The sequence below is a fragment of the Rhizorhapis sp. genome, from assembly GCF_035276005.1.
Classification (GTDB): Bacteria; Pseudomonadota; Alphaproteobacteria; order Sphingomonadales; family Sphingomonadaceae; genus Rhizorhapis.
Map to the genome: position 1 here is coordinate 104755 of NZ_DATEMB010000008.1, position 19848 is coordinate 124602.

A 19848-nucleotide genomic window follows, 5' to 3' on the forward strand; every position below is an offset into this window, starting at 1 on the left:
CGCGGGGCAGTATCGGAACGCGGAAATCGTTAAAGAGTTTATTCAATCGCCGCCAGGACGCTTAAAAAATGGCGCGGGTAGGCTTGGCAAGCGGGGGCACAACGGACGGAGAGTATTGTGCTGAAACGCGGAACGGCCCAGGGCATGCAGGTTCTCACCTCCGATGGAGAATTCCTCGGGACCATAGAAGATGAGGCACCTGATGGGTTCATCCTCCGAAGGTCCGGCGGCAACGGCAACACGGTTCCGCTGCCTGAACTCTGGATCGCGGATATAGATGATCGCGTTCACCTCAACCGGACGGGAGCGGAGGCCGCGGCGGGCTGGCAGGCGATGCAGTTCAGGAAGAGCGACAAGCCGTCCCCCGAGACCGGGCGCGACCGCCCGCAGCGCACCAGCCCGGTCACCTGGCTGATCTTTCTGGCGCTGCTGGGCGTGGTGCTGCTCGTGATCCTGGCGCTTTTGGGTTGACGGCTAAAGGAAACTCCGCCGAACCAGATCGGTTTGCCCCGAACTTGCCCAGGTCCTTTCCCGTTGAAGAGAAGGTCCCTTGGACAAGCTCAGGACAGGTGCCATATTGGGATCAGAAGTCGAGTTGTGCGCGAGCGCCGATGACGTCGGCGCTATAGCTGTCATCTCCTCCGGCGGTCACTCGGGCCTGATCATATTCCATATGACCATAGTTGATCATGAACTTGAGGTAATCGATCGGCACCCAGATCAATGAAGCAGCATAGCCATTCTGTTTGCCGCCGATGATGCCCGCATCCACCAGGTCAAGATAGTCATAGCGAAGGTTAAGCTGGATCGCTCCGATGCCACCCTTTCCGACCGGGTTGGACGGCTTGATCCGGTCGAAAGCGCCCGCCTTGTAACCGCGTGTATCGCCGCCGGTCAGGAAATAGCCAACTTCTGCATAACCGCCGAAGAAAGTCGGGTCAGAAAGTCCCGGGCGGCTGGCGCGCAGCCAGTTCCCTTCGGCCGCCGCATGCAGGCGGCCCGAGACAATTGCGGCCTCCAGACCGTAATTGGCCTCCTTCGACACGTTCAGGGTTCCTGTGTCGATGAAACGAACATCGGTGCTATGAACGAAGGGACGAACGCGATAGCGGCTGCCGGCATCGGCCAGGCTGCTGTTGAGGTCTCGCCAATGGGCCGAGGCGCCAAGGTGCAATTGCGCATCGCCCAATTTGGGCATCCAGACCAGGCGGCCATCGACGCTGTAGGATTTGTTTCCGTCGTCGGTCAGATCAGCGACATTGTCCGTGAACACGCCGGCATTCACCATCAGGTCGCCCTTGGCATATCCACCCGACAGACCCACCCGCCGCTCAAAGTTGAAGGCGCCTGTAAAGGCCGCGCGTTCTGTAAAGCTGGTGAACAGATCGCTTGTCATCTGCTCCAGGGACAGGAAAGGATAATGTTGACCGACGGTCACATTCTTTCCGTCATGATCATAGGTCAGGTAAATGTCGGTCCATTCCACCTCATTATCAGCGAGGTCGACTTCGGCCTTATAGCCAAAGCCGCCTGGCATCGTGCCCTGAACACCGACATATGCGCGGCGCAATTCGCTGGAGAAGCCAAGTCCATCCTCATCGATGGACGACGGTGCGTCGACATGGCCCGCGTCAAACTGCATACGGCCGCGAACCTTGAACGACCAGCCGCTCTTGGTGCTGAGTTCGGGTGCGCCCTTCCACTTGACCGTGGTTTCCGGCTCCGGCGCAGGTGCGGGCTTGGGCGCGGTTGCAATGGCGGTGCTGTTGGCCTCGGTTTGAGCGCTGATATTGTTGAGGCGCGATTCCATCGCGCTCAACTGCGCTTTCAGGGCTGCAACTTCAGCGCGCAGAGTGGCAGCTTCCTCCGCGGAGAGCGCCTGAGCCTGTGCCATGCCGGGCGCCAGCGCAAGCAAAGAGCAGGCGACCGCAAGTCGCGCAACCAATTTCATCCTCATCGGTAATCCCCTTTTGAAAACGGACCTTGAACCCGGCCGTCCCTCTAGGGGACCATTATTACGGTTCAGCGGAATTTTTATGACAGATTTATTTCGCTTGTGACCGCTCCGTGACACCGCATGCCGCTACGTCATGTGGCCATTTCCAACTGAGTGAACCGGACCGCCATGATCGGCTCCGTCTCCACCGCCCCGGTGGGATTCTTCGTCAAGACGGTGAGCTTCTGGCTGTCCTTGCCCCCCAGCGGCATGACCAGCCGCCCGCCCGGCGCCAATTGATCCACCAAGGCTTCTGGAGGCTCCTCGGCTGCTGCAGTGACGAGGATGCGGTCAAATGGAGCATGTTCCGGCCAGCCGCGCGATCCGTCGCCGACGCGGATCTCTATGCCCTCATATCCAGCCAGCCCCAGCCGGACATGGGCCTGTTCAGCAAATTCCTCGACGATCTCTACGCTCCATAGCCGCGCGCCCATCTCCGCCAGGACCGCCGCCTGATAGCCAAGGCCCGTCCCCACTTCGAGCAGCTTCAGACCAGGAGAAACCGACAACAGATGGATCATGAGGGCGGCGATGAAGGGCTGCGAGATCGTCTTGTCGAAGCCAATCGGCAATGGCGTATCCTGATAGGCCATCGCTGCAAACTGATGGGGTACGAACAGGTGACGCGGCACTTTCAGAAAAGCCGCCCGAACCCTTGAATCCAGAAGGTCGCTGCCGATTTCCTCGCCCAGAACGTCAAAGTTGACGTCGATCACCTCCACCATGTGCCGCCGGAATATGGTGAGATGCTTTTCGGTCAGAGGTTTCATGGCTGCGCGTCCTGTACCCGTGCCTTCCGCTTCTGGAAGAACGCAGCGGGGACGAAACATATCATCTCCCGATCAAAAAAGCTTGAGGCCGCCGTTCATCCCTGAGCGGCAGCCGCGAAACTCCGATCATGTGAGAATGACGCTTCTAGCAGCCGGTCATATTCCTGCTCGGCTATCCCATAGAGGCCGTCAGCGAAGCGCCTCAGCGCCTCATGGTCGCGAATGGTGACCACGCCCCGCGAGGCCCGGATAAACTGCTCCGCCTCAAGATTGTGCAGCGCGATGGTAACGGCCGCCCGCCTCACGCCTATCATGATGCTCAGAAACTCATGCGTCAGCGGTATGGCATCGCCATCCGTCCTGTCGCGCGCCATCAGCAGCCATCGCGCCAGGCGCTGTTCGACATTCGCCTTGCTGTTGGCGAGCGTGGTTTGTGTGATCTGCACCATGAAGCTCTGAACGAACAGGTCGAAACGGTGGTGCAGGGTCGGACGCGCATTCATCAAGCGCACCAGTTCCCCGCTCCCGATGGCAAGCGATGTACCGGCACCCTGCACGATGGTCTTGTTCGGCGACCGGTCGCTGCCCAGAATCAAAGGAATGCCCGACATCCCCTCGCGGCCGATGATGCCGACCTCCACCTGGCGGTTGAGCGTGGTATTGGCCATTACGGAGATGAAACCGGATTCCACAAAATGAACCGTCGAGACAGGTTCATTGGCACTTTCGAGGACCATCCGGGGCGCCAGATCAAAACGTACCAGAAAGGCTCGTAACGCCGCCTGGTCGGCTGACGAAAGCCCGCGCAACAACAAGTTACGCGTCAAAGACAGGTCGACTGATACATCGCGCATTCCCGCCTCCCTTGCTTTGGTCCGCCCTTCCAGCCGATTATCGGTGGACTGCCCGGACCCGCTTGTTGCTGAGGAGACTATTGTCTCAGGAAGGCAATATGTTTTGCATTCCTTATTTCCCCTACGTCAGGCTACCTTTGTATGCCTCCGTACAGAGAAAGGGATTGCGAATCCTGAACTGCGTTGTTTATAAGCAAACATCCTCGCAAGCAGCACGGGCCATCCAAACCGGCACCGTGACGACAAGATAAATGTTTAGGGTCGCCTCTAGTATTTATCATAAAAAAGAGAGGATGACGAATGGCCAGGTACCAAAGAAACGGCACTGTCCCACAACTAAAACAAACCGTTCCTCCTCTGCCCCACCCCAGTTGGGCGCTAAGTGGGGAGTCCCATTCAGAGCGCAGGCTTTCACCACAGGAAACCAAGCAGATGGTGGAACGATTCTGGGAAACCCTTGACGCCTGACGCAAGGCTCACTTGCGAACAATTGAGTTCCTTTTCAGTTTCCAGCTTCATTCATAGGAGGATTGTCCATGGATTCTTCCTCACATGAGAAGGACAAGCGGTATCCGCTGTCCCTGCTATGCGCCGCCGAGGCAGCGTTCGGCCCGGATATTCGGCTGAGGCAACTCACCGATCGGGTTTCTGCCCCCAGGAGCAGATCGAAACAGGACAGAAAGCATGCGTGAACAGGCTCAAACCAGCAGCAATGCCAATGGCGCATCCATCGCGGCCCCACTGATGGACATCTACCGGGAGGGGGTGGCCAGCGCCAATACGCAGCTTCAGCGCAATATGAAGTCGCTGGGCGAAAGAACCGCCATCATGCGGGAGGGCAGCGAAAGGACGGCAAGAGCTGCCGCAACCGCGGTCCAGGCCTATTTCGTTCTGGCTGCTTCGGCTGCGGAACTATGTTGGCAGGCGATCTCGCTGAGTAGCGAATTGTCCCGCGATGCGTTGGTCCCACCGGCAACTGACCAGCGTTTTGCCGCCGGCTCCTCGCTGATGGAAAGCCTCGGTTCCCAGATGACGGAGCTTAATGCCGCATTGTCCAGCACGGCGAGCGAAATGATGGAGTCATTTCTGATCACTGCGGCCAAAGGCGAGATTTCCTATCCGAAAAAGGAATCAAACCCGGGCCGGCATACTAGCTCGCCGTCTGGAAACCTACATTGAGACCCTGAACGCCGCCGTCAGCTAAGGGCCGACAATCCATTGCGACCCGGATTGAAGGCTTCATCTGGAACAATGCCTCCGTTCCGATGGGCTGACATGCGGCAAAGGCCCCTCCCACCGCTCCCTTCCCCCTTAGGGAGTGGTGGATTTTTTTGCGGCAATTCAGGAAGCGGGCGAATAAGGGCCCGGAAAACTGGTGGAGCCGAGGGGAATCGAACCCCTGACCTCATCATTGCGAACGATGCGCTCTCCCAACTGAGCTACGGCCCCGGTGGCGGCTCTATAAGCATGGAGGAGCTTCGGTTGCAATGGATTTTTGCTTTGCTCTCCCCTCTCCCGCCCTGCAGTTGAACGCTATCGGAGGTGGAACAACCCCCGCCGCTTTTCCGTTCTACCAGCACAGGATGTCAGACCTTTTCCGCATGGATTGCGTCGAGAAGATCAGCAAAGGAAAGGAGAGAAAGATGGGCCAAATGGATGTGGAAAGCCGGCGCCATCTGCGCCGCAGGCGGGATTTGCGGGGAGATGTTCCCGGCGGCATGCCAAGGCAAGCCACCCCGCCTCCCATGCGTTCGCTGGGGGATTTCGAAACCCCGCCTCCTGGCTATGACCTGGAAACCCGCAGCTTCTTCGACCGGATCGGCGATGAGGTGCGAAGCTGGTTCGGCGATGAAGAGGCCGAGCGGCGGCGGCAATATGACGAGCAGATGCACCATAGCTATATGGAAACCTATCGGGTGGGCTTTGCCTCATCCGGAGGATCTGGCGGGCCAAGAGGCTATGGTCCGATGACCTATCCTCAAACCGGCGCGATCTCCAGCAGGCCGTCCCGGCCCTTTATCGAACATGACCGGGAATTCGACCTGGAATATCAGGTCTGGCGGGAACGGCAGATGGCGGCGATGGACCGGGAATATCAGGAATATCGCCAGGAAAAACAGCAGCAGTTCGACGAAAGCTTCGACGGATGGCGCGAAAAGCGCTCGACCCAGCAGGCATGTCTGGATCAGGTCAGCGAGCATATGGAGGTCGTCGGAAGTGACGGCGCCCATGTCGGCACTGTAGATTGCGTGCGCGGCGACGCGATCATGCTCACCCGGACTGATCCCGGCGCGGGCGGCGTGCATCACAGCATCCCTTCACGCTGGATTGAACGGGTGGAGGACAAGCTGATCCTGTCCATTCCGGCGGCCCAGGCGCAGGCGGAGTGGAGAAGCGAGCAAGGTTGAAAGCGCGCAATTCTTCTCCGCAGGAGAAAGCGAAGCCGATATTGCGATCACTCCTCCGTTCGATGGGAGCCCCTCGACTGCGCCGTCGAAGTACGCCGGCGCGACCTGTCTCGACTTCGCTCGACATGAACGGGAATGGGTGAATGCTTCAAACCGGCCGAGATGTACCCTAAGCGCCAGCCACACCGAAGCCATAGGAAAGGAAATTGGGAACCGGCCCGTTCCAGCCCTCATCCGGGCCGTCATCCTCTTCCTTGCGGCGTGGGGGGCGTTGCTTGCCTGAATTGCCCGCCGCCTTCTCTTCTGCCCGAGCAGGTTTCTTTTCCCGGTCCTGCCTGGGGCGCGCCGGTTTCTCCTCGGCAGGGGGCGGTTCGATGCCCGCCACGCGTTCGATCTTTTGTCCGGTCAGCTTCTCGATATTGGCGATTGCCTCTCCATCGTCCTTCGTGACGAAGGTATAGGCGGTGCCGGTTGCCCCTGCCCGTCCCGTGCGGCCGATGCGATGGACATAATCGTCCGGATGCCAGGGAGCATCAAAGTTGAAAACATGACTGACCCCCTTGACGTCCAGCCCCCGGGCCGCAACGTCGGACGCCACCAGAATATTGATATCGCCCTTCTTGAAGCGGTCCAGCTCCGCGATGCGCGCGGACTGCTCCATGTCGCCATGGATTTCGCCAGCGGCATAACCATGCCGCTGCAGGCTTTTCGCCAGTTCCCGTACCGCCGTCTTGCGGTTGCAGAAGATGATCGCCGTGTTGACATCCTCATTCTGCAGCAGGTTGCGCAGAATTTCCCTTTTGGTCCGGACTTCGGCAGGCACCAGCCATTGCTTGATAGCGGAATTGGTGGTGGCCGGGCGGGCAACCTCTATATGTTTGGGGTTGCTGAGGAACTTGTCGGACAGCTTCTTGATCGGAGGCGGCATGGTCGCCGAAAAAAGCAGCGTCTGCCGCGTGGCGGGCAGCTTGGTGCAGATTTCCTCGATATCCGGAATGAAGCCCATGTCCAGCATGCGGTCGGCTTCATCGATCACCAGCAGATTGCATCCGGTGAGCAGGATATTGCCGCGCCCGAACAGATCCATCAGCCGCCCCGGGGTGGCGATCAGCACGTCCACGCCCTTTTCGAGCGCCTTCACCTGGTCCCCCATCGAAACGCCGCCAATGAGCAAGGCCATGGAGAGCTTGTGATATTTGCCGTACTTCTCGAAATTCTCCGCAACCTGTGCAGCCAGCTCGCGGGTGGGTTCAAGGATCAACGACCGGGGCATCCGGGCACGGCTGCGCCCATGGGCCAGAATGTCGATCATCGGCAGGACGAAACTTGCCGTCTTTCCCGTTCCGGTCTGGGCAATGCCAATGAGGTCCTTCATCATCAGCACCGGCGGTATGGCCTGCGCCTGAATAGGGGTCGGCTCATTATAGCCGGCCTCGTTCACCGCCTTGAGCAATTCTTCTGAAAGGCCGAGATCGGCAAATTCCATAGTCTGTCCGGAAAATGAGGGCACGCGCCATGCGCACCGCGCTGCCGGCGCCATGCGCAACATTGGCAAAAATGTCAAGAATTACCGGAGAGGGCGCGCGAACGGCAAACTTCTACTTCTTCACAATCAACTGCCGGAATGCCTCAATCTCGCACATCGCCCCACTGCGGGCGTGGATCATGTCCCGGTCGGCACAGAGAAGATCGTCGGCCGTCGGCTCCACATAGAAACCCTGATAGAAGTCGGCCGACTGGCAGCTATCGAGCTTGGCCCTGAAGCGCCGCTGGTCATTGAGGATCAGGTCGACGCCGTCCTCTTCCCTTATGGCCGCCCCCGCGATGCTCTTTATGGGCAAACAGCGGCCAGCCTTCTTCTCCTTCCACTGGATTTCCTGTTGGGGCGGAGGTCCTGCGCGCCGGGTGACGAGGGCGGGCACGCGAATGATGATGCGGCGCCTTGTCGTCAGTTGTGCATATTCCTGCCCCGCCAGGGCATAGGCCCCGTCCGCTGGGCCGGATGCCAGCATCAAGAATAGAAAAGCCACGGACGGCAAACGAATCCCCTTTTCAAAGCAACAGCCCTACGTCCGTCCGATTGAACAGCCGATTAATCTGGTGGGATCAACTGGAATTGTCATGCCCGCTCGCGCATATAGGGCCCATGATCAATGACGACTGCCTGGCCGCGTTCCGCTCGATATTGGGCGAGAAGGGCTTTATCGAAGATCCAGAGGCGATCGATCCTTGGGTCCATGACTGGCGCGGACGCTATCATGGGACGGCGCGCGCCATATTGGCTCCGGCCACAACGGAAGAGGTAGCGGCGGTCGTCGCTCTGGCGGCCGATAAAGGCGTGCCGCTGGTGCCGCAGGGCGGCAATACATCCATGGTGGGCGGCGCGACCCCTCCCCCGGACGGCAGCGCGCTCATCCTGTCCTTGCGGCGCATGAACCGGATCCGGTCCATCTCGGCGCAAGATAATCTGGCCGTTTGCGAAGCGGGCGTCATCCTTTCCAACCTGCATGAGGCCGCCGAGGCCCTTGATCGCCGTTTTCCGCTGAGCCTGGGAGCAAAGGGCTCGGCAACCATTGGCGGCCTTGTCTCCACCAATGCGGGCGGAACCCAGGTCCTGCGTCATGGTACGATGCGCGCCCTGGTCGAAGGACTGGAAGCGGTGCTTCCCGACGGCAGCATCCATCATGGCCTTGAGGCCCTGAAGAAGGACAATCGCGGCTATGACCTCAAACAGATACTGATCGGCGCAGAAGGAACGATCGGGGTGGTCACTGCGGCCAGCCTACGCCTGGTGCCGGCCATCGCCGACCGGGCGGTGGGCTGGGCCTGCGTCCGCTCGCCTCGAGACGCGCTCGCCCTTCTCCGCCTGGCGGAGCAGACGATCGGAAATGTGGTAGAGGGCTTTGAAGTCCTTGAAGATGAAACGCTGGACGCGGTTCTGAACCTCGTCCCGGGGAGCCGCTGCCCCACTGAAACCCGCGCGCCCTGGTATGTATTGATCGAGGTCGACCTCGACTCGATTGAAGGGCCAAGCGCCCATGAAAGGCTTGAGACGGCGCTGGCCTCCGCCTTCGAACAGGGCGTCATCACGGACGCCGCGATTGCCGCCAATGAGGCGCAGGCCGAACAATTCTGGCGCATCCGGGAATCGCTGTCGCAGGCGGAACGCTCGCTCGGCCCTGCCCTGCAGTTCGACATCAGCGTGCCCGTCGCCTCCATGCCGACTTTCATGATCGAGGCCGGCAAAGCCGCGGAACTGGCTTTCCCCGGCACGAGCACGAGCAGCTTCGGCCATCTGGGCGACGGCAATGTGCATTTCCATGTTCGCGCGCCCAAGGGAACCCAGGGGCCACCCTGGATCGCCGAAAGCGGCCCCATCATCAGCGCCTTCGTTCATGACCAGGTCGTCGCGGCCGGGGGATCGATATCCGCCGAGCATGGCATTGGCCAGATGAAGCGGGCGGAACTTGGCCGGCTTGCCACGCCGGCCCAAATCCATGCTCTGCGCGCCATCAAGTCGGCCTTCGATCCCAAGGGGATCATGAACCCCGGAAAACTCGTTCCCCTTGCCTCCGAAGGCTAGGCCAACTAGTGCGCTCAGCGCACCATTAGGAGAATTATCATGGCCAGTGCGCCAAATGCACAGAACCTGCCGGTCTTCTACAACGACCTCGTGCCGCTCAACAGCAACGAACATGGCAATTGGCGCATCCGCCAGGTCGAATCGGCTCCGCATCTGGCCAGGCAGCACGCCGTACCGCTTACCATCGACGAATTCGTGCAGGCGCAACGTTTCCTGCCCATCATCTTTTCCTCCGGCCCCAATCCGGTTCCGCTGGCGCTGATGGGCCTGAACGAGGGTGTCAACACTTTCATGGATGAGGAAGGCAAGTTGCGCGGCCCGGCCTATGTTCCCGCCTATGTCCGCCGCTATCCCTTCATGCTGGCAAAATTGCGGCCCGACACGGACGAGCTGTCGCTCTGCTTTGACCCCACGTCAGATGTCGTCGGCGCCTTCGAAGAGGGGGACGAGCTGTTCAGCGAAGCGCAGCCTTCCGACGTCACGCAGAACATCCTCGGCTTTTGCGAACAGTTCGAGCAGGCAGCCCAGCGCACCGCCCAGTTTGTGGAGGAGCTGAAATCCTATGAGCTGCTGATGGACGGAGAGGTCGCGATCCAGATGCCTGGCAATGACCAGCCCTTTGTCTATCGCGGGTTCCAGATGGTGAATGAGGAAAAGCTGCGCGACATGCGCGGTGACCAACTCCGCAAGATCAACCAGAACGGTATGCTGCCGCTGATCCATGCCCATCTGTTTTCGTTACAACTGATGCGCGACCTGTTTGCGCAGCAAATTCAGCAGGGCAAGGTCCCCAATGTCCCAACGCCTCAGGCATCCGAGGCTTGATGAACTGCCGATTAACATAGTTCATACTGCCCAGTACGATTTTTTTCTCAAATATCCCTTTGGGAGCTTGAAACCCAAAGGGCTGTATCTTAGTTTATAGACATGCGGTTCACTCGCCCCCCTTTCGAGTAACCGCATGGGCGTCTCCCCCTTTGGAGGCGTCTCCTCCCTGAACCTTGGCCACCCCATGCTTGCATGGGGTGGTTTTTTATGTGGGGTTTCTGGACCTTGGCTGCCGTTGAAAGAAATCCGGGAGTCGCCCCTGCGAAGGCAGGGGGCCCCGCTGTTCTTCAATCCTGTCTGAGAGAAGCGGGGTCCCTGTCTGCGCAGGGACGACGAAAAAGGATCTTTTTTGCCCTCTTCCCTGAAGGACAGAGAGAGAGCTCAACGTCCGCTCCGAACCCCCATGACCCTCAACAATCACACCTCGCCTTGGCGGCCTTCTTCGGCGCAGTCGTAGCAAATTCGGCGGGGGTCAGGCGGCCATCATCCTCAATGTCCGCCTCTCCAAAGCGATCGGACGTCTTTACCGCCCATTCCTCAAAGGAAAGCAGGTTGTTGCCGTCCGTATCCAGCTTTTGAAATGCCTTGGTCCGGGTGGAGAGCATCTCGGTGCGGGTGATGATGCCATCGCGGTTCCGGTCATAGCGGGCGAAACGTTTTTGCTCGCGGGTCTGCGGCAGCGCGCTAGGAGGCATGGGCGGGGGAGCGCCTTTCAGCCCTGAGTCGCCCACCGGCAGTTCGTCAATCGGCGCGGCTGGTGGCGGAGATGCAACAACGGGAACTTCATCGCCCTGTGCCCGGCTCTGCCACCAGAAAATGCCCGCGCCCGTGAACAGCAGCGCGGCAGCAGCGCCCGCAACAACTCGCTTTATCGTCATACTTCCCCCCGACGTGCCCGCCTTTTCAGACGTTTAGCCACCTTTCAGGCCCAGCCACAAGAGCCGCAGATACTGGCGAGGGTCGATGGAAGCCGGAGCATTAACGCCCCTGAAGACGTCCCGGCGCGCGAGGCCTGCAAGAATGCGGAGGGAAGCCAGCACGCGGGGCCAGCCTTTCTCCGGAACATCCGCCAGAAACTCCCGCGAAAGCGCAACCGCGCGCGCCGCGGTGCCAGCGTCACTGACATGCCCGGACAAATCCCAAAGCGCCCAGCCCATGCCGGCCTGCGCCAACCATGGGGGACAATCGGCGGCCAGCCTGCCAATCTGACGAAAAATCCCTCCGCCCCTATGTTCGGCAAAGGCAATGAGCTGGCTGTCCGACAGCGGCAGCGGTTCCAGCAACTCCTCCCACCCGTCGATGGCCGAGAGCAGTCCTTCCACTCCGGCAGAACCTATCGCATGCTGCCTCAGCAATTCCAAAAGCGGCTCCCCCGCCCCCTGCCCTTCCCGGAGCGCCTCATACCACCAGGTGAGCCGCATACGCCCGATCATGGGCTCACTTGTCGAGCGAACAATATCTGCCATCCGCGCGTCGAATTCCCAGACGGAATCCAGACCTTTCCGTAGAGATTTAGGTGCGTAGGCGGTGGTGAGGAGATGAAGTTGGGAAATAGTCATGAAGATCAGAAAGCCTGGAATTATTCAAAAAACAAAGGTTATATGCCTAAGGTAATGGAATTAACCTTAAACTAACCCTTCCTTTGCTAATGGATGTCGCGGGGTTCCGTTGGGACGGAGCAATATGCGCCAAAACGCATATGAAATTGGGGGCTTTGTATGGCAATGCAAAGTGGGGATTCAAAGGGTCTTCTCGCGCGTCTTCGGAAGGATGAAGCGGGTAATACACTGGCGATTGTGGCGGCGTCCATCATACCGTTGCTCGGACTGATCGGTGGCGGCGTCGACATGAGCCGCGCGTATCTCTCCAAATCCAGATTGCAACAGGCATGCGATGCTGGAGCGCTGGCTGGCCGAAGGGCCATGTCGGACGGCGATTGGGACGAAGAGGCGCAGGACACTGCCAGAAATTTCTTTGACACCAATTTTGAAGCCGGAAGCTACGGCACCTCCGACCTGGTGCGCAACTTCACCGAGGATGACAACACCGTCACCGGCACGGCTAGCCTCACGGTGCCCACCACGGTCATGCAGATATTTGGCAACGAGGCCATCAATATCGCGGTCACATGCACCGCAGAAATGAAGATTCCGAATACCGACGTGATGTTCGTGCTCGATACTACGGGGTCGATGGCGTCCACCAATTCCGGGGATACCGTTAGCCGCATTGAGGCGCTCAGAAACGCGGTAGAGAGCTTTTACACATCGCTGGAAGCCGCGAAAGGCGCCAATACGCGCGTTCGCTATGGCTTTGTGCCCTATTCTGTAAACGTAAATGTCGGCTCCCTTTTGCAACGCGATTGGATGGTGGATGACGCCTTCTATCAGACTCGCGAAGCGAGTTTTACTGGCAACTATTCCACCATCACAGGCAGTTGGACTTATATTTCCGGTAGCTACACAAGCTCGACCTCCAACAATCAAAGCAGCTGCCCGGCCGACACTATGACGTATAGTGACAATATCTCCGTCAGCACGTCCACAGGAGACGACGGCGCCGTTACAACGACCACTGTTACAACAAGAACAACGAACGGAAATGATAATAGCTGCACTTCCAGCAAAGGGAAATACAAAGTAACAACTGTAAAATATACTAACTATGTATCGCAAAAAACTGACAAGACCGTTCCGAAGTATACATGGCAATATAAATGGGATAGTTATGACGTATCGGGCCTTAAAGGCTCAAACGAGGATGGGACGATGGCGGGCGGAACAATAACCGCCAACGTGGACGACATGGTAGACTATCAGCCACAGCCACTCACCATCACTTGGAATGGGTGCATTGAGGAACGCGGGACGGTTCGGACGACCAACTACACGTCCATTCCGGACAGCGATCTATTATATGACCTGAACATCGATTTGGTGCCCGATGCCGACGATGACGACACACGGTGGAAACCAGCCTTGCCTGGTCTCGTCTTTGGACGATCTGTATATAAGAGCGGTAACAATCTGTACGGCAGTTGGGGTTCGCCCACCAGCGAAGTTACGAGCGATACCAACTACTACTCGCCATCGGGTCCATGCCCAACAGCGGCCCGCAGACTTGCCGAAATCGATACCCTGAGCACGCTGACGGAGTACCTTGACTCACTGGTTCCGACCGGCAACACCTACCACGACATTGGGATGCTGTGGGGTGCGCGCCTCCTTTCCCCGGACGGAATTTTTGGGGCGGACAATGTTAGCGCACCTAACGGCGGCAGCATTACACGGCACCTGATCTTCATGACGGACGGCGCCACGGAACCCAGCACGTCTGTCTACACACCCTATGGGCTGGAAACGGTTGACCGGCGTCGAACATCGGCAAGTAGCGCGCCATCTACGACAGACCTAACGAATGTGGTCAATACCCGCCTCGCCTATCTGTGCGCGGCCGTGAAGAACAAGAACATCACGATATGGGTCGTGGCGTTCGGCACAACGCTCACTAGCAATCTGTCGAGCTGTGCCAGCACGGGCAAAGCCTATCAGGCCAACAACGCGGCGCAGCTCAACGACGCGTTCGAAGAAATCGCGGCGCAGATTTCCCAACTGCGGTTAACGGACTGATGCCATGAGTCAATTCCGCAAGCTCATAAAGGACCGTTCAGGTTCCACACTGGTCGAGTTCGCCTTCGTTGCGCCCGTGCTTTTCGTCCTGCTCATGGGGACGCTGGACCTAGGCCATCAGCTCTATACCCGTGCTGTGCTGAACGGCGAAATGCATAAGGCTGGGCGCGACTCATCGCTCGAAACCGGCTCGGCCCAAGGTGCCGCACTCGATACCCATGTGGAATCGATCGTGCATGAAGTTGCTCCAACGGCGACCGTCAGCTTCAAGCGGGACAGCTTCCGCAATTTCTCCGAAGCGGCAGCGTCCGAGCCGGAGGACTTCACCGACACGAATGGGGACGGCACATGCAATGCCGGCGAGCCCTATGATGATGCAAACAACAATAATGTGTGGGACGCCGATGGCGGCAACGACGGACAGGGCGGCGCCAAGGATGCTGTGGTCTACACCGCGACAGTCACCTATCCCCGGCTCTTTCCCATGGCAGGTCTCGCCGGACTTTCCGACACCGTCACGCTCACGTCAACAACCATACTTCGCAACCAGCCTTTTGCGGATCAGGACGAAAGCGCCGCTAGTGCACGGAATTGCACATGAGCTTCGCATCACTGCCCCGAAAGCTGAGATCCTTGCTCAGCAATGCAAGCGGCGTAGCGATGATCGAATTCGCCTACTCGCTGCCCATCCTGACGCTCCTCGGCATGGGCGCAACAGAGCTCACCAACTATGCCTGGGTGAAATTGCAGGTAAGCCAGATCGCGCTCAACATGGCGGACCATGCCTCGCGCCTCGGCGAAAATGGCGTGCTGCAGGACATCAGGATCTATGAAAGCGACATCAACGACCTGTTTACTGGTGCCGACCTGGAATCCGGATCGCTGAAACTTGCCGCCAACGGACGTCTCATTCTGTCCAGCCTGACACGCAATGCCGATGGCGGACAGTGGATTCAATGGCAGCGCTGCACTGGCGCTCTGGATCATGACTCCAGTTATGGCGAGGAAGGTGACGGACAGACCGGCACCTCCTTTCCCGGTATGGGCAAGAGCGGCAGCGAAATCACCGCAGCGAGTGGAACAGCCGTGATGTTTGTGGAAGTAGCCTATACCTATCAGCCGCTATTCACCGACAAATGGGTGCCAGGACCTAAGCAGCTTGTCGAGTTCGCCGCATTCAATGTGCGTGACGATCGCGACCTGACGCAAATCTACACGACCAGTGGGGTCACGGCTTCCACCTGCGATTGAGGTTCGAAGTGAGACATTGAGATGAGATATGCTCCTACCGAAGCAGGAGCACTGATCGCCTGCTCAGCATTGCCCCTACCGATAACAAACCTTCTTCACCGCCTCGACAACCCGCGCTGCATTGACAATCGCCGCCTTTTCCAAGTTCGCGGCATAGGGTAGCGGGACGTCCTCATTGGTCACGCGCATGACCGGCGCGTCGAGCCAGTCAAAGCCCTCCTCCATGCAGATGGCGGAGATTTCGCTGGCGATGGAGCAGACCGGCCAGCCTTCCTCGACCACGACCATGCGGTTGGTTTTCTTGAGACTCTCCAGCACCGTCGCCTTGTCCAGCGGCCGCAGGGTACGCAGGTCGATGACCTCGGCATCGATGCCCTCGCCCGCCAGCTTTTCGGCGGCTTCCAGCGCGATGCCGACACCGATGGAATAGCTTACCAGGGTCACGTCCTTGCCCGGCTTCATGATCCGGGCCTTGCCGATGGGAAGGACATAATCGTCCACCTTCGGCACGTCGAAGGAACGGCCGTAGAGCAGTTCGTTTTCAAGGAACACAACCGGATCCTGACTGCGGATCGCAGCTTTCAACAGGCCCTTGGCGTCCGCGGCGTCATAGGGCGAAATGACGACCAGGCCAGGGACGGCGGCATACCAGGGGGCATAATTCTGGCTGTGCTGGGCGGCGACACGGCTCGCCGCGCCATTAGGTCCGCGGAAGACGACCGGACAGCGCATCTGGCCGCCCGACATGTAATTGGTCTTGGCCGCCGAGTTGATGATATGGTCAATCGCCTGCATGGCGAAGTTGAAGGTCATGAACTCGATGATGGGGCGAAGCCCGCCCATCGCCGCGCCCGTGCCAACGCCCGCAAAGCCATATTCCGTGATCGGCGTGTCGATAACACGCTTTGCCCCGAATTCGTCGAGCAGGCCCTGCGTGACCTTGTAGGCGCCCTGATATTCGGCGACTTCCTCACCCATGACGAAGACGCGGTCGTCGGCACGCATCTCTTCGGCCATGGCGTCGCGTAGTGCCTCGCGAACCGTGTGGGTGACGAATTCCGTGCCCTCCGGCAGATCAGGATCGGCGAGCTTGACGGTCACCGCCGGACGCTCGGCTGCCCTGGGCGTCTCTGCCGGTGCCGGTGGAGGCGCGGGCGATACAGCCGGAGCCGAAGTTTCCGCCTCTCCATCTTCGCTCGCAATCACCGCGATGACGGTGCCGACCTTCACATTGTCCGTGCCTTCGGGAATAAGGATCCTGGAGATCACTCCTTCATCGACGGCTTCGAATTCCATCGTGGCCTTGTCGGTCTCGATCTCGGCAAGGATGTCGCCTGAGGTGACCTCATCACCTTCCTTTACCAGCCATTTTGCAAGCGTGCCCTCTTCCATGGTGGGCGACAGCGCCGGCATTTTCAGTTCTATCGCCATCAATATTGCTCCACCAGCACTTCGGTATAGAGTTCGGACATCTCGGGTTCGGGCGAGCTTTCGGCAAAGTCAGCCGCATCAGCCACGATTTTCCGGATTTCCTTTTCCAGTGCCTTGAGTTCTTCCTCCGTCACTCCCGCATCGTTCAGCGCAGACTTCAGCCCCTCGATGGGATCGGATTTGTCGCGAACCGACTGGACTTCCTCACGCGAACGATATTTCGCCGGATCGGACATCGAGTGGCCGCGATAACGATAGGTCTTTAGCTCCAGCAGCACCGGTCCCTTGCCCGCGCGCACCCATTTCAACGCAGCCTCGGCTGCGCCGCGCACTGCAAGCACATCCATGCCATTCACCTGGATGCCGGGAATGCGGAAGCTTTCACCGCGCCGGTAGAGCTGATCCTCGGCTGAGGAGCGGTTGACGGACGTACCCATTGCGTACTGGTTGTTCTCGATCACAAAGATGATCGGAAGCTTCCAAAGCTCCGCCATGTTGAAGCTCTCATAGACCTGGCCCTGATTGGCCGCGCCATCGCCGAAATAGGCAACGCACACGCCCCCGTCGTCCTTGTACTTGTGGGAAAAGCCGAGTCCGGCCCCAAGCGAAACCTGCGCGCCCACAATGCCGTGGCCGCCATAAAAGCCATGCTCGACCGAGAACATGTGCATCGAGCCGCCCTTGCCCTTGGAAATGCCGGCGGCACGGCCGGTGAGTTCGGCCATGATGATCTTCGGATCGATCCCATAAGCAAGCATATGGCCATGATCGCGGTAGCCCGTGATCACGCTGTCCTTACCGACTTCCAAAGCCGACTGGATGCCGACCGCGACCGCTTCCTGGCCGATATAGAGGTGGCAGAAACCTCCAATGAGACCCAGCCCATAAAGCTGCCCGGCCTTTTCCTCGAACCGGCGGATCAGCAGCATCTGGCGGTAAAATTCGAGAAGTTCCTCCTTCGTCGCCTTGTAATCGACCGGGTCGTCTGGACGCTCGCGGTTGGGAGTCGCTGGCGGCGCGGACTTGCGAGCCGGGGCCTTGCGTTGCGCAGTGCGCGGCGATGAAGCTTTGGCCAAGGAGTTTTCCTCTATTATGCTTTCACTGGGGAAAGTCTCCTATAGGGGGGAAGAACTGGGGAAGCAACGCGATAAATCCATCTAACCAAATGTGGTTGGACAAATTAACCGGTCTGGTTCAACGAAGAGGAATGATGACTTCGTCCGGGTGAGTGACGTTAAGCTCCCGGCGAACAAGTTCATCCACCAGGTCAGGGTCGGCATGCCGGGGATCCAGCCGGTCGACGCGGTTCTTCAACCGGTCACGCTCAACCTGTACCTTTGCCAGGTCCTGACGCCGTTCCTGGAGCGCGCGACTGTAATCCCCCCAGGCAAGAATCCCGTTGGAGCCGATCACCGCATAGCCTGCGAACAACGCCAACAGAATAATGGCAAGCGCCGGGCCGAAAGCCGATGTCAACAATACCCTGAGTTTCGCTATTTGCGCCATCCAAGGATAGAATCACACGAGACCGTGGCTTGCAAGTAAATTGTCAGCAGCGGCAAGAAAAAGCGGCGGACGGCGGGTTGGGATTGGGAGTGGACTGCATATTTCCCTCTCCCGCGGGGAGAGGATATGGAGGCTTGGCTGCTAGCAGCCCAGCCGGAGTTGGTGAGGGGTTGTGCCCCACAAGTAGCGTTGGAACCCCTCACCCAATTCCGGCTAGGACTGGCTCCGCCAGCCCAAGCCTACTATCCCTCTCCCACTGGAGAGGGGACAATGGTCAACAGCCGACCCGCTCAGCCAAAAATCGACCGCCCTGCATAGGCCGCGACGCTGCCCAACTCCTCTTCGATCCGGATCAGTTGATTATATTTGGCAAGCCGGTCGGAACGGGCAAGGCTGCCGGTCTTGATCTGGCCGCAATTGGTGGCGACGGCAAGATCGGCAATCGTGGCATCTTCGGTCTCGCCGGAACGGTGCGACATCACCGCCGTATAGGAGGAGCGCTGCGCCATCGACACCGCTGCAAGCGTTTCGGTCAGCGTACCGATCTGGTTAACCTTCACCAGCAGAGAGTTGGCCAGGCCCTTGCCGATGCCCATGGAAAGGCGCTTGGGATTGGTGACGAACAGATCATCGCCGACCAGTTGGACCGAACCGCCCAGCTTGTCGGTCAGGATCTTCCAACCCTCGAAATCATCTTCGGCCATGCCATCCTCGATCGACTTGATCGGATAGCGGCCGCAAAGATCCGCAAGATAATCCGCCATTTCGGAGGGCGTCAGGGTCTTGCCCTCCCCTTCCATCACATATTTGCCGTCCTTGAAGAACTCGGTTGAGGCACAGTCGAGCGCCAGCACTACATCGTCGCCCGGTTTGAAGCCCGCCTTTTCAATCGACGCCATGATGAAGTCGAGCGCGTCGGTGGTGGACGCCAGCGCCGGAGCAAAGCCGCCCTCATCTCCAACCGCTGTCGCAAGGCCCTTTTCATGCAGGCATTTCTTCAGCGTATGGAAGATTTCCGCGCCCCAGCGCACAGCTTCGGCAAGGCTCTCCGCGCCCACCGGCATGACCATGAACTCCTGGAAATCGATGGGATTGTCCGCATGCTCGCCGCCATTGATGATGTTCATCATCGGCACCGGGAGGACATGAGCAGATACGCCCCCAACATAGCGGTATAGCGGCAACCCACGGCTGTCCGCCGCCGCCTTCGCGGCCGCCAGGCTGACGCCCAGAATAGCGTTGGCGCCCAGCCGGCTCTTGTTCTCCGTACCGTCAAGTTCGATCACCGCTGCGTCGATTTCGCCCTGGTCCTCGGCCTCAAGGCCAATGATAGCCTCGGCGATCTCGCCATTCACCGCCTCAACCGCCTGAAGCACGCCCTTGCCCAGATATTTGCTCTTGTCGCCGTCGCGCTTTTCAACCGCTTCATAAGCGCCGGTGGAGGCGCCCGAAGGAACCGCCGCCCGGCCGAAACCGCCATCCTCCAGCATCACGTCGACTTCGACGGTGGGATTGCCCCGGCTGTCCAGGATCTGGCGGGCGTGGATGTCGAGAATGGCGGTCATCACGGTTCTCCGTTGGGGATGGGGAAG

General features: G+C 59.1%; 19 protein-coding genes and 1 tRNA gene. 8 read left to right on the forward strand and 12 right to left on the reverse strand.

Going from position 1 to position 19848, the window contains the following annotated elements; genetic code table 11:
- The first annotated feature begins 117 nt into the window (after positions 1-117).
- The gene (locus VJS46_RS03000) at positions 118-471 is read left to right on the forward strand and encodes a DUF2171 domain-containing protein (RefSeq protein ID WP_324057855.1); all 354 of its coding nucleotides are present in this window, start codon (positions 118-120) and stop codon (positions 469-471) included.
- A gap of 112 nt (positions 472-583) precedes the next feature.
- Here the strand turns inward: VJS46_RS03000 and VJS46_RS03005 are convergent, their stop codons facing one another.
- The 3 genes from VJS46_RS03005 to VJS46_RS03015 form a co-directional block, all read right to left on the reverse strand.
- Positions 584-1957, reverse strand: coding sequence for an OprO/OprP family phosphate-selective porin (locus tag VJS46_RS03005; RefSeq protein ID WP_324057856.1), 1374 nt, complete (start codon positions 1955-1957; stop codon positions 584-586).
- 131 nt (positions 1958-2088) lie between these two features.
- On the reverse strand, positions 2089-2766 hold the full coding sequence (locus tag VJS46_RS03010) for a protein-L-isoaspartate(D-aspartate) O-methyltransferase (RefSeq protein WP_324057857.1): 678 nt from the start codon (positions 2764-2766) through the stop codon (positions 2089-2091).
- Positions 2767-2861: 95 nt separating this feature from the next.
- The gene (locus VJS46_RS03015; RefSeq protein WP_324057858.1) at positions 2862-3620 is read right to left on the reverse strand and encodes a Crp/Fnr family transcriptional regulator; all 759 of its coding nucleotides are present in this window, start codon (positions 3618-3620) and stop codon (positions 2862-2864) included.
- A 684-nt stretch (positions 3621-4304) separates the two neighbouring features.
- Here VJS46_RS03015 and VJS46_RS03020 point away from each other — a divergent pair.
- Positions 4305-4799, forward strand: coding sequence for a hypothetical protein (locus VJS46_RS03020; protein ID WP_324057859.1), 495 nt, complete (start codon positions 4305-4307; stop codon positions 4797-4799).
- Between the two features lie 194 nt (positions 4800-4993).
- Here the strand turns inward: VJS46_RS03020 and VJS46_RS03025 are convergent.
- A tRNA-Ala gene (locus VJS46_RS03025) sits at positions 4994-5069 on the reverse strand.
- Positions 5070-5263: 194 nt separating this feature from the next.
- Here VJS46_RS03025 and VJS46_RS03030 point away from each other — a divergent pair.
- Positions 5264-6028: a DUF2171 domain-containing protein gene (locus tag VJS46_RS03030; RefSeq protein WP_324057860.1), complete on the forward strand. Its 765-nt coding sequence runs from the start codon at positions 5264-5266 to the stop codon at positions 6026-6028.
- A gap of 169 nt (positions 6029-6197) precedes the next feature.
- Here the strand turns inward: VJS46_RS03030 and VJS46_RS03035 are convergent, their stop codons facing one another.
- Together VJS46_RS03035 and VJS46_RS03040 are read right to left on the reverse strand one after the other, a co-directional pair.
- On the reverse strand, positions 6198-7514 hold the full coding sequence (locus VJS46_RS03035) for a DEAD/DEAH box helicase (protein WP_324057861.1): 1317 nt from the start codon (positions 7512-7514) through the stop codon (positions 6198-6200).
- Positions 7515-7626: 112 nt separating this feature from the next.
- A complete protein-coding gene (locus tag VJS46_RS03040; RefSeq protein ID WP_324057862.1) occupies positions 7627-8040 on the reverse strand; it encodes a hypothetical protein in 414 nt (137 codons plus the stop codon).
- 134 nt (positions 8041-8174) lie between these two features.
- Between VJS46_RS03040 and VJS46_RS03045 the strand changes: the two genes are divergently transcribed.
- Together VJS46_RS03045 and VJS46_RS03050 are read left to right on the forward strand one after the other, a co-directional pair.
- Positions 8175-9611 carry an FAD-binding oxidoreductase gene (locus VJS46_RS03045; RefSeq protein ID WP_324057863.1) on the forward strand — a complete coding sequence of 479 codons (1437 nt, stop codon included), beginning with the start codon at positions 8175-8177 and terminating at the stop codon, positions 9609-9611.
- A 39-nt stretch (positions 9612-9650) separates the two neighbouring features.
- Positions 9651-10436 carry a SapC family protein gene (locus VJS46_RS03050; protein WP_324057864.1) on the forward strand — a complete coding sequence of 262 codons (786 nt, stop codon included), beginning with the start codon at positions 9651-9653 and terminating at the stop codon, positions 10434-10436.
- Between the two features lie 413 nt (positions 10437-10849).
- On the opposite strand, the gene VJS46_RS03055 is transcribed toward VJS46_RS03050, so the two are convergent.
- On the reverse strand, positions 10850-11311 hold the full coding sequence (locus VJS46_RS03055; RefSeq protein ID WP_324057906.1) for a hypothetical protein: 462 nt from the start codon (positions 11309-11311) through the stop codon (positions 10850-10852).
- Between the two features lie 39 nt (positions 11312-11350).
- Positions 11351-11905: a hypothetical protein gene (locus VJS46_RS03060; RefSeq protein WP_324057865.1), complete on the reverse strand. Its 555-nt coding sequence runs from the start codon at positions 11903-11905 to the stop codon at positions 11351-11353.
- Between the two features lie 252 nt (positions 11906-12157).
- On the opposite strand from VJS46_RS03060, the gene VJS46_RS03065 reads away from it, so the two are divergent.
- From VJS46_RS03065 to VJS46_RS03075, 3 genes are read left to right on the forward strand one after another with little or no spacing between them, the layout of a single operon-like run.
- Entirely contained in the window at positions 12158-14068 is a 1911-nt protein-coding gene (locus VJS46_RS03065; RefSeq protein ID WP_324057866.1) for a pilus assembly protein, read from the forward strand.
- 4 nt (positions 14069-14072) lie between these two features.
- Positions 14073-14669, forward strand: coding sequence for a TadE/TadG family type IV pilus assembly protein (locus VJS46_RS03070; RefSeq protein WP_324057867.1), 597 nt, complete (start codon positions 14073-14075; stop codon positions 14667-14669).
- Complete coding sequence (locus VJS46_RS03075) at positions 14666-15319, forward strand: TadE family protein (protein ID WP_324057868.1); 654 nt, start codon at positions 14666-14668, stop codon at positions 15317-15319. Before VJS46_RS03070 ends, VJS46_RS03075 begins: the two co-directional genes overlap by 4 nt.
- A gap of 75 nt (positions 15320-15394) precedes the next feature.
- On the opposite strand, the gene VJS46_RS03080 is transcribed toward VJS46_RS03075, so the two are convergent.
- The 4 genes from VJS46_RS03080 to eno all read right to left on the reverse strand — a co-directional run bounded on the left by VJS46_RS03080 (position 15395) and on the right by eno (position 19821).
- Positions 15395-16750, reverse strand: a complete 1356-nt coding sequence (locus VJS46_RS03080; protein WP_324057869.1) for a pyruvate dehydrogenase complex E1 component subunit beta — start codon at positions 16748-16750, stop codon at positions 15395-15397.
- Positions 16750-17826 carry a pyruvate dehydrogenase (acetyl-transferring) E1 component subunit alpha gene (gene pdhA / locus VJS46_RS03085; RefSeq protein ID WP_324057870.1) on the reverse strand — a complete coding sequence of 359 codons (1077 nt, stop codon included), beginning with the start codon at positions 17824-17826 and terminating at the stop codon, positions 16750-16752. Before pdhA ends, VJS46_RS03080 begins: the two co-directional genes overlap by 1 nt.
- 118 nt (positions 17827-17944) lie before the next feature.
- Positions 17945-18256, reverse strand: coding sequence for an FtsB family cell division protein (locus VJS46_RS03090; RefSeq protein WP_324057871.1), 312 nt, complete (start codon positions 18254-18256; stop codon positions 17945-17947).
- A 290-nt stretch (positions 18257-18546) separates the two neighbouring features.
- Complete coding sequence (gene eno / locus VJS46_RS03095; protein ID WP_324057872.1) at positions 18547-19821, reverse strand: phosphopyruvate hydratase; 1275 nt, start codon at positions 19819-19821, stop codon at positions 18547-18549.
- Positions 19822-19848: the final 27 nt, after the last annotated feature.

Excerpts from the sequence above, each read along its gene's own strand:
- VJS46_RS03005 (WP_324057856.1), bottom strand. The coding sequence starts at position 1,957 with ATGAGGATGAAATTGGTTGCGCGACTTGCGGTCGCCTGCTCTTTGCTT.
- VJS46_RS03010 (WP_324057857.1), bottom strand. The coding sequence starts at position 2,766 with ATGAAACCTCTGACCGAAAAGCATCTCACCATATTCCGGCGGCACATG.
- VJS46_RS03015 (WP_324057858.1), bottom strand. The coding sequence starts at position 3,620 with ATGCGCGATGTATCAGTCGACCTGTCTTTGACGCGTAACTTGTTGTTG.
- VJS46_RS03020 (WP_324057859.1), top strand. The coding sequence starts at position 4,305 with ATGCGTGAACAGGCTCAAACCAGCAGCAATGCCAATGGCGCATCCATC.
- VJS46_RS03030 (WP_324057860.1), top strand. The coding sequence starts at position 5,264 with ATGGGCCAAATGGATGTGGAAAGCCGGCGCCATCTGCGCCGCAGGCGG.
- VJS46_RS03035 (WP_324057861.1), bottom strand. The coding sequence starts at position 7,514 with ATGGAATTTGCCGATCTCGGCCTTTCAGAAGAATTGCTCAAGGCGGTG.
- VJS46_RS03040 (WP_324057862.1), bottom strand. The coding sequence starts at position 8,040 with ATGCTGGCATCCGGCCCAGCGGACGGGGCCTATGCCCTGGCGGGGCAG.
- VJS46_RS03045 (WP_324057863.1), top strand. The coding sequence starts at position 8,175 with ATGATCAATGACGACTGCCTGGCCGCGTTCCGCTCGATATTGGGCGAG.
- VJS46_RS03050 (WP_324057864.1), top strand. The coding sequence starts at position 9,651 with ATGGCCAGTGCGCCAAATGCACAGAACCTGCCGGTCTTCTACAACGAC.
- VJS46_RS03060 (WP_324057865.1), bottom strand. The coding sequence starts at position 11,905 with ATGGCAGATATTGTTCGCTCGACAAGTGAGCCCATGATCGGGCGTATG.
- VJS46_RS03065 (WP_324057866.1), top strand. The coding sequence starts at position 12,158 with ATGGCAATGCAAAGTGGGGATTCAAAGGGTCTTCTCGCGCGTCTTCGG.
- VJS46_RS03070 (WP_324057867.1), top strand. The coding sequence starts at position 14,073 with ATGAGTCAATTCCGCAAGCTCATAAAGGACCGTTCAGGTTCCACACTG.
- VJS46_RS03075 (WP_324057868.1), top strand. The coding sequence starts at position 14,666 with ATGAGCTTCGCATCACTGCCCCGAAAGCTGAGATCCTTGCTCAGCAAT.
- VJS46_RS03080 (WP_324057869.1), bottom strand. The coding sequence starts at position 16,750 with ATGGCGATAGAACTGAAAATGCCGGCGCTGTCGCCCACCATGGAAGAG.
- VJS46_RS03090 (WP_324057871.1), bottom strand. The coding sequence starts at position 18,256 with ATGGCGCAAATAGCGAAACTCAGGGTATTGTTGACATCGGCTTTCGGC.
- eno (WP_324057872.1), bottom strand. The coding sequence starts at position 19,821 with ATGACCGCCATTCTCGACATCCACGCCCGCCAGATCCTGGACAGCCGG.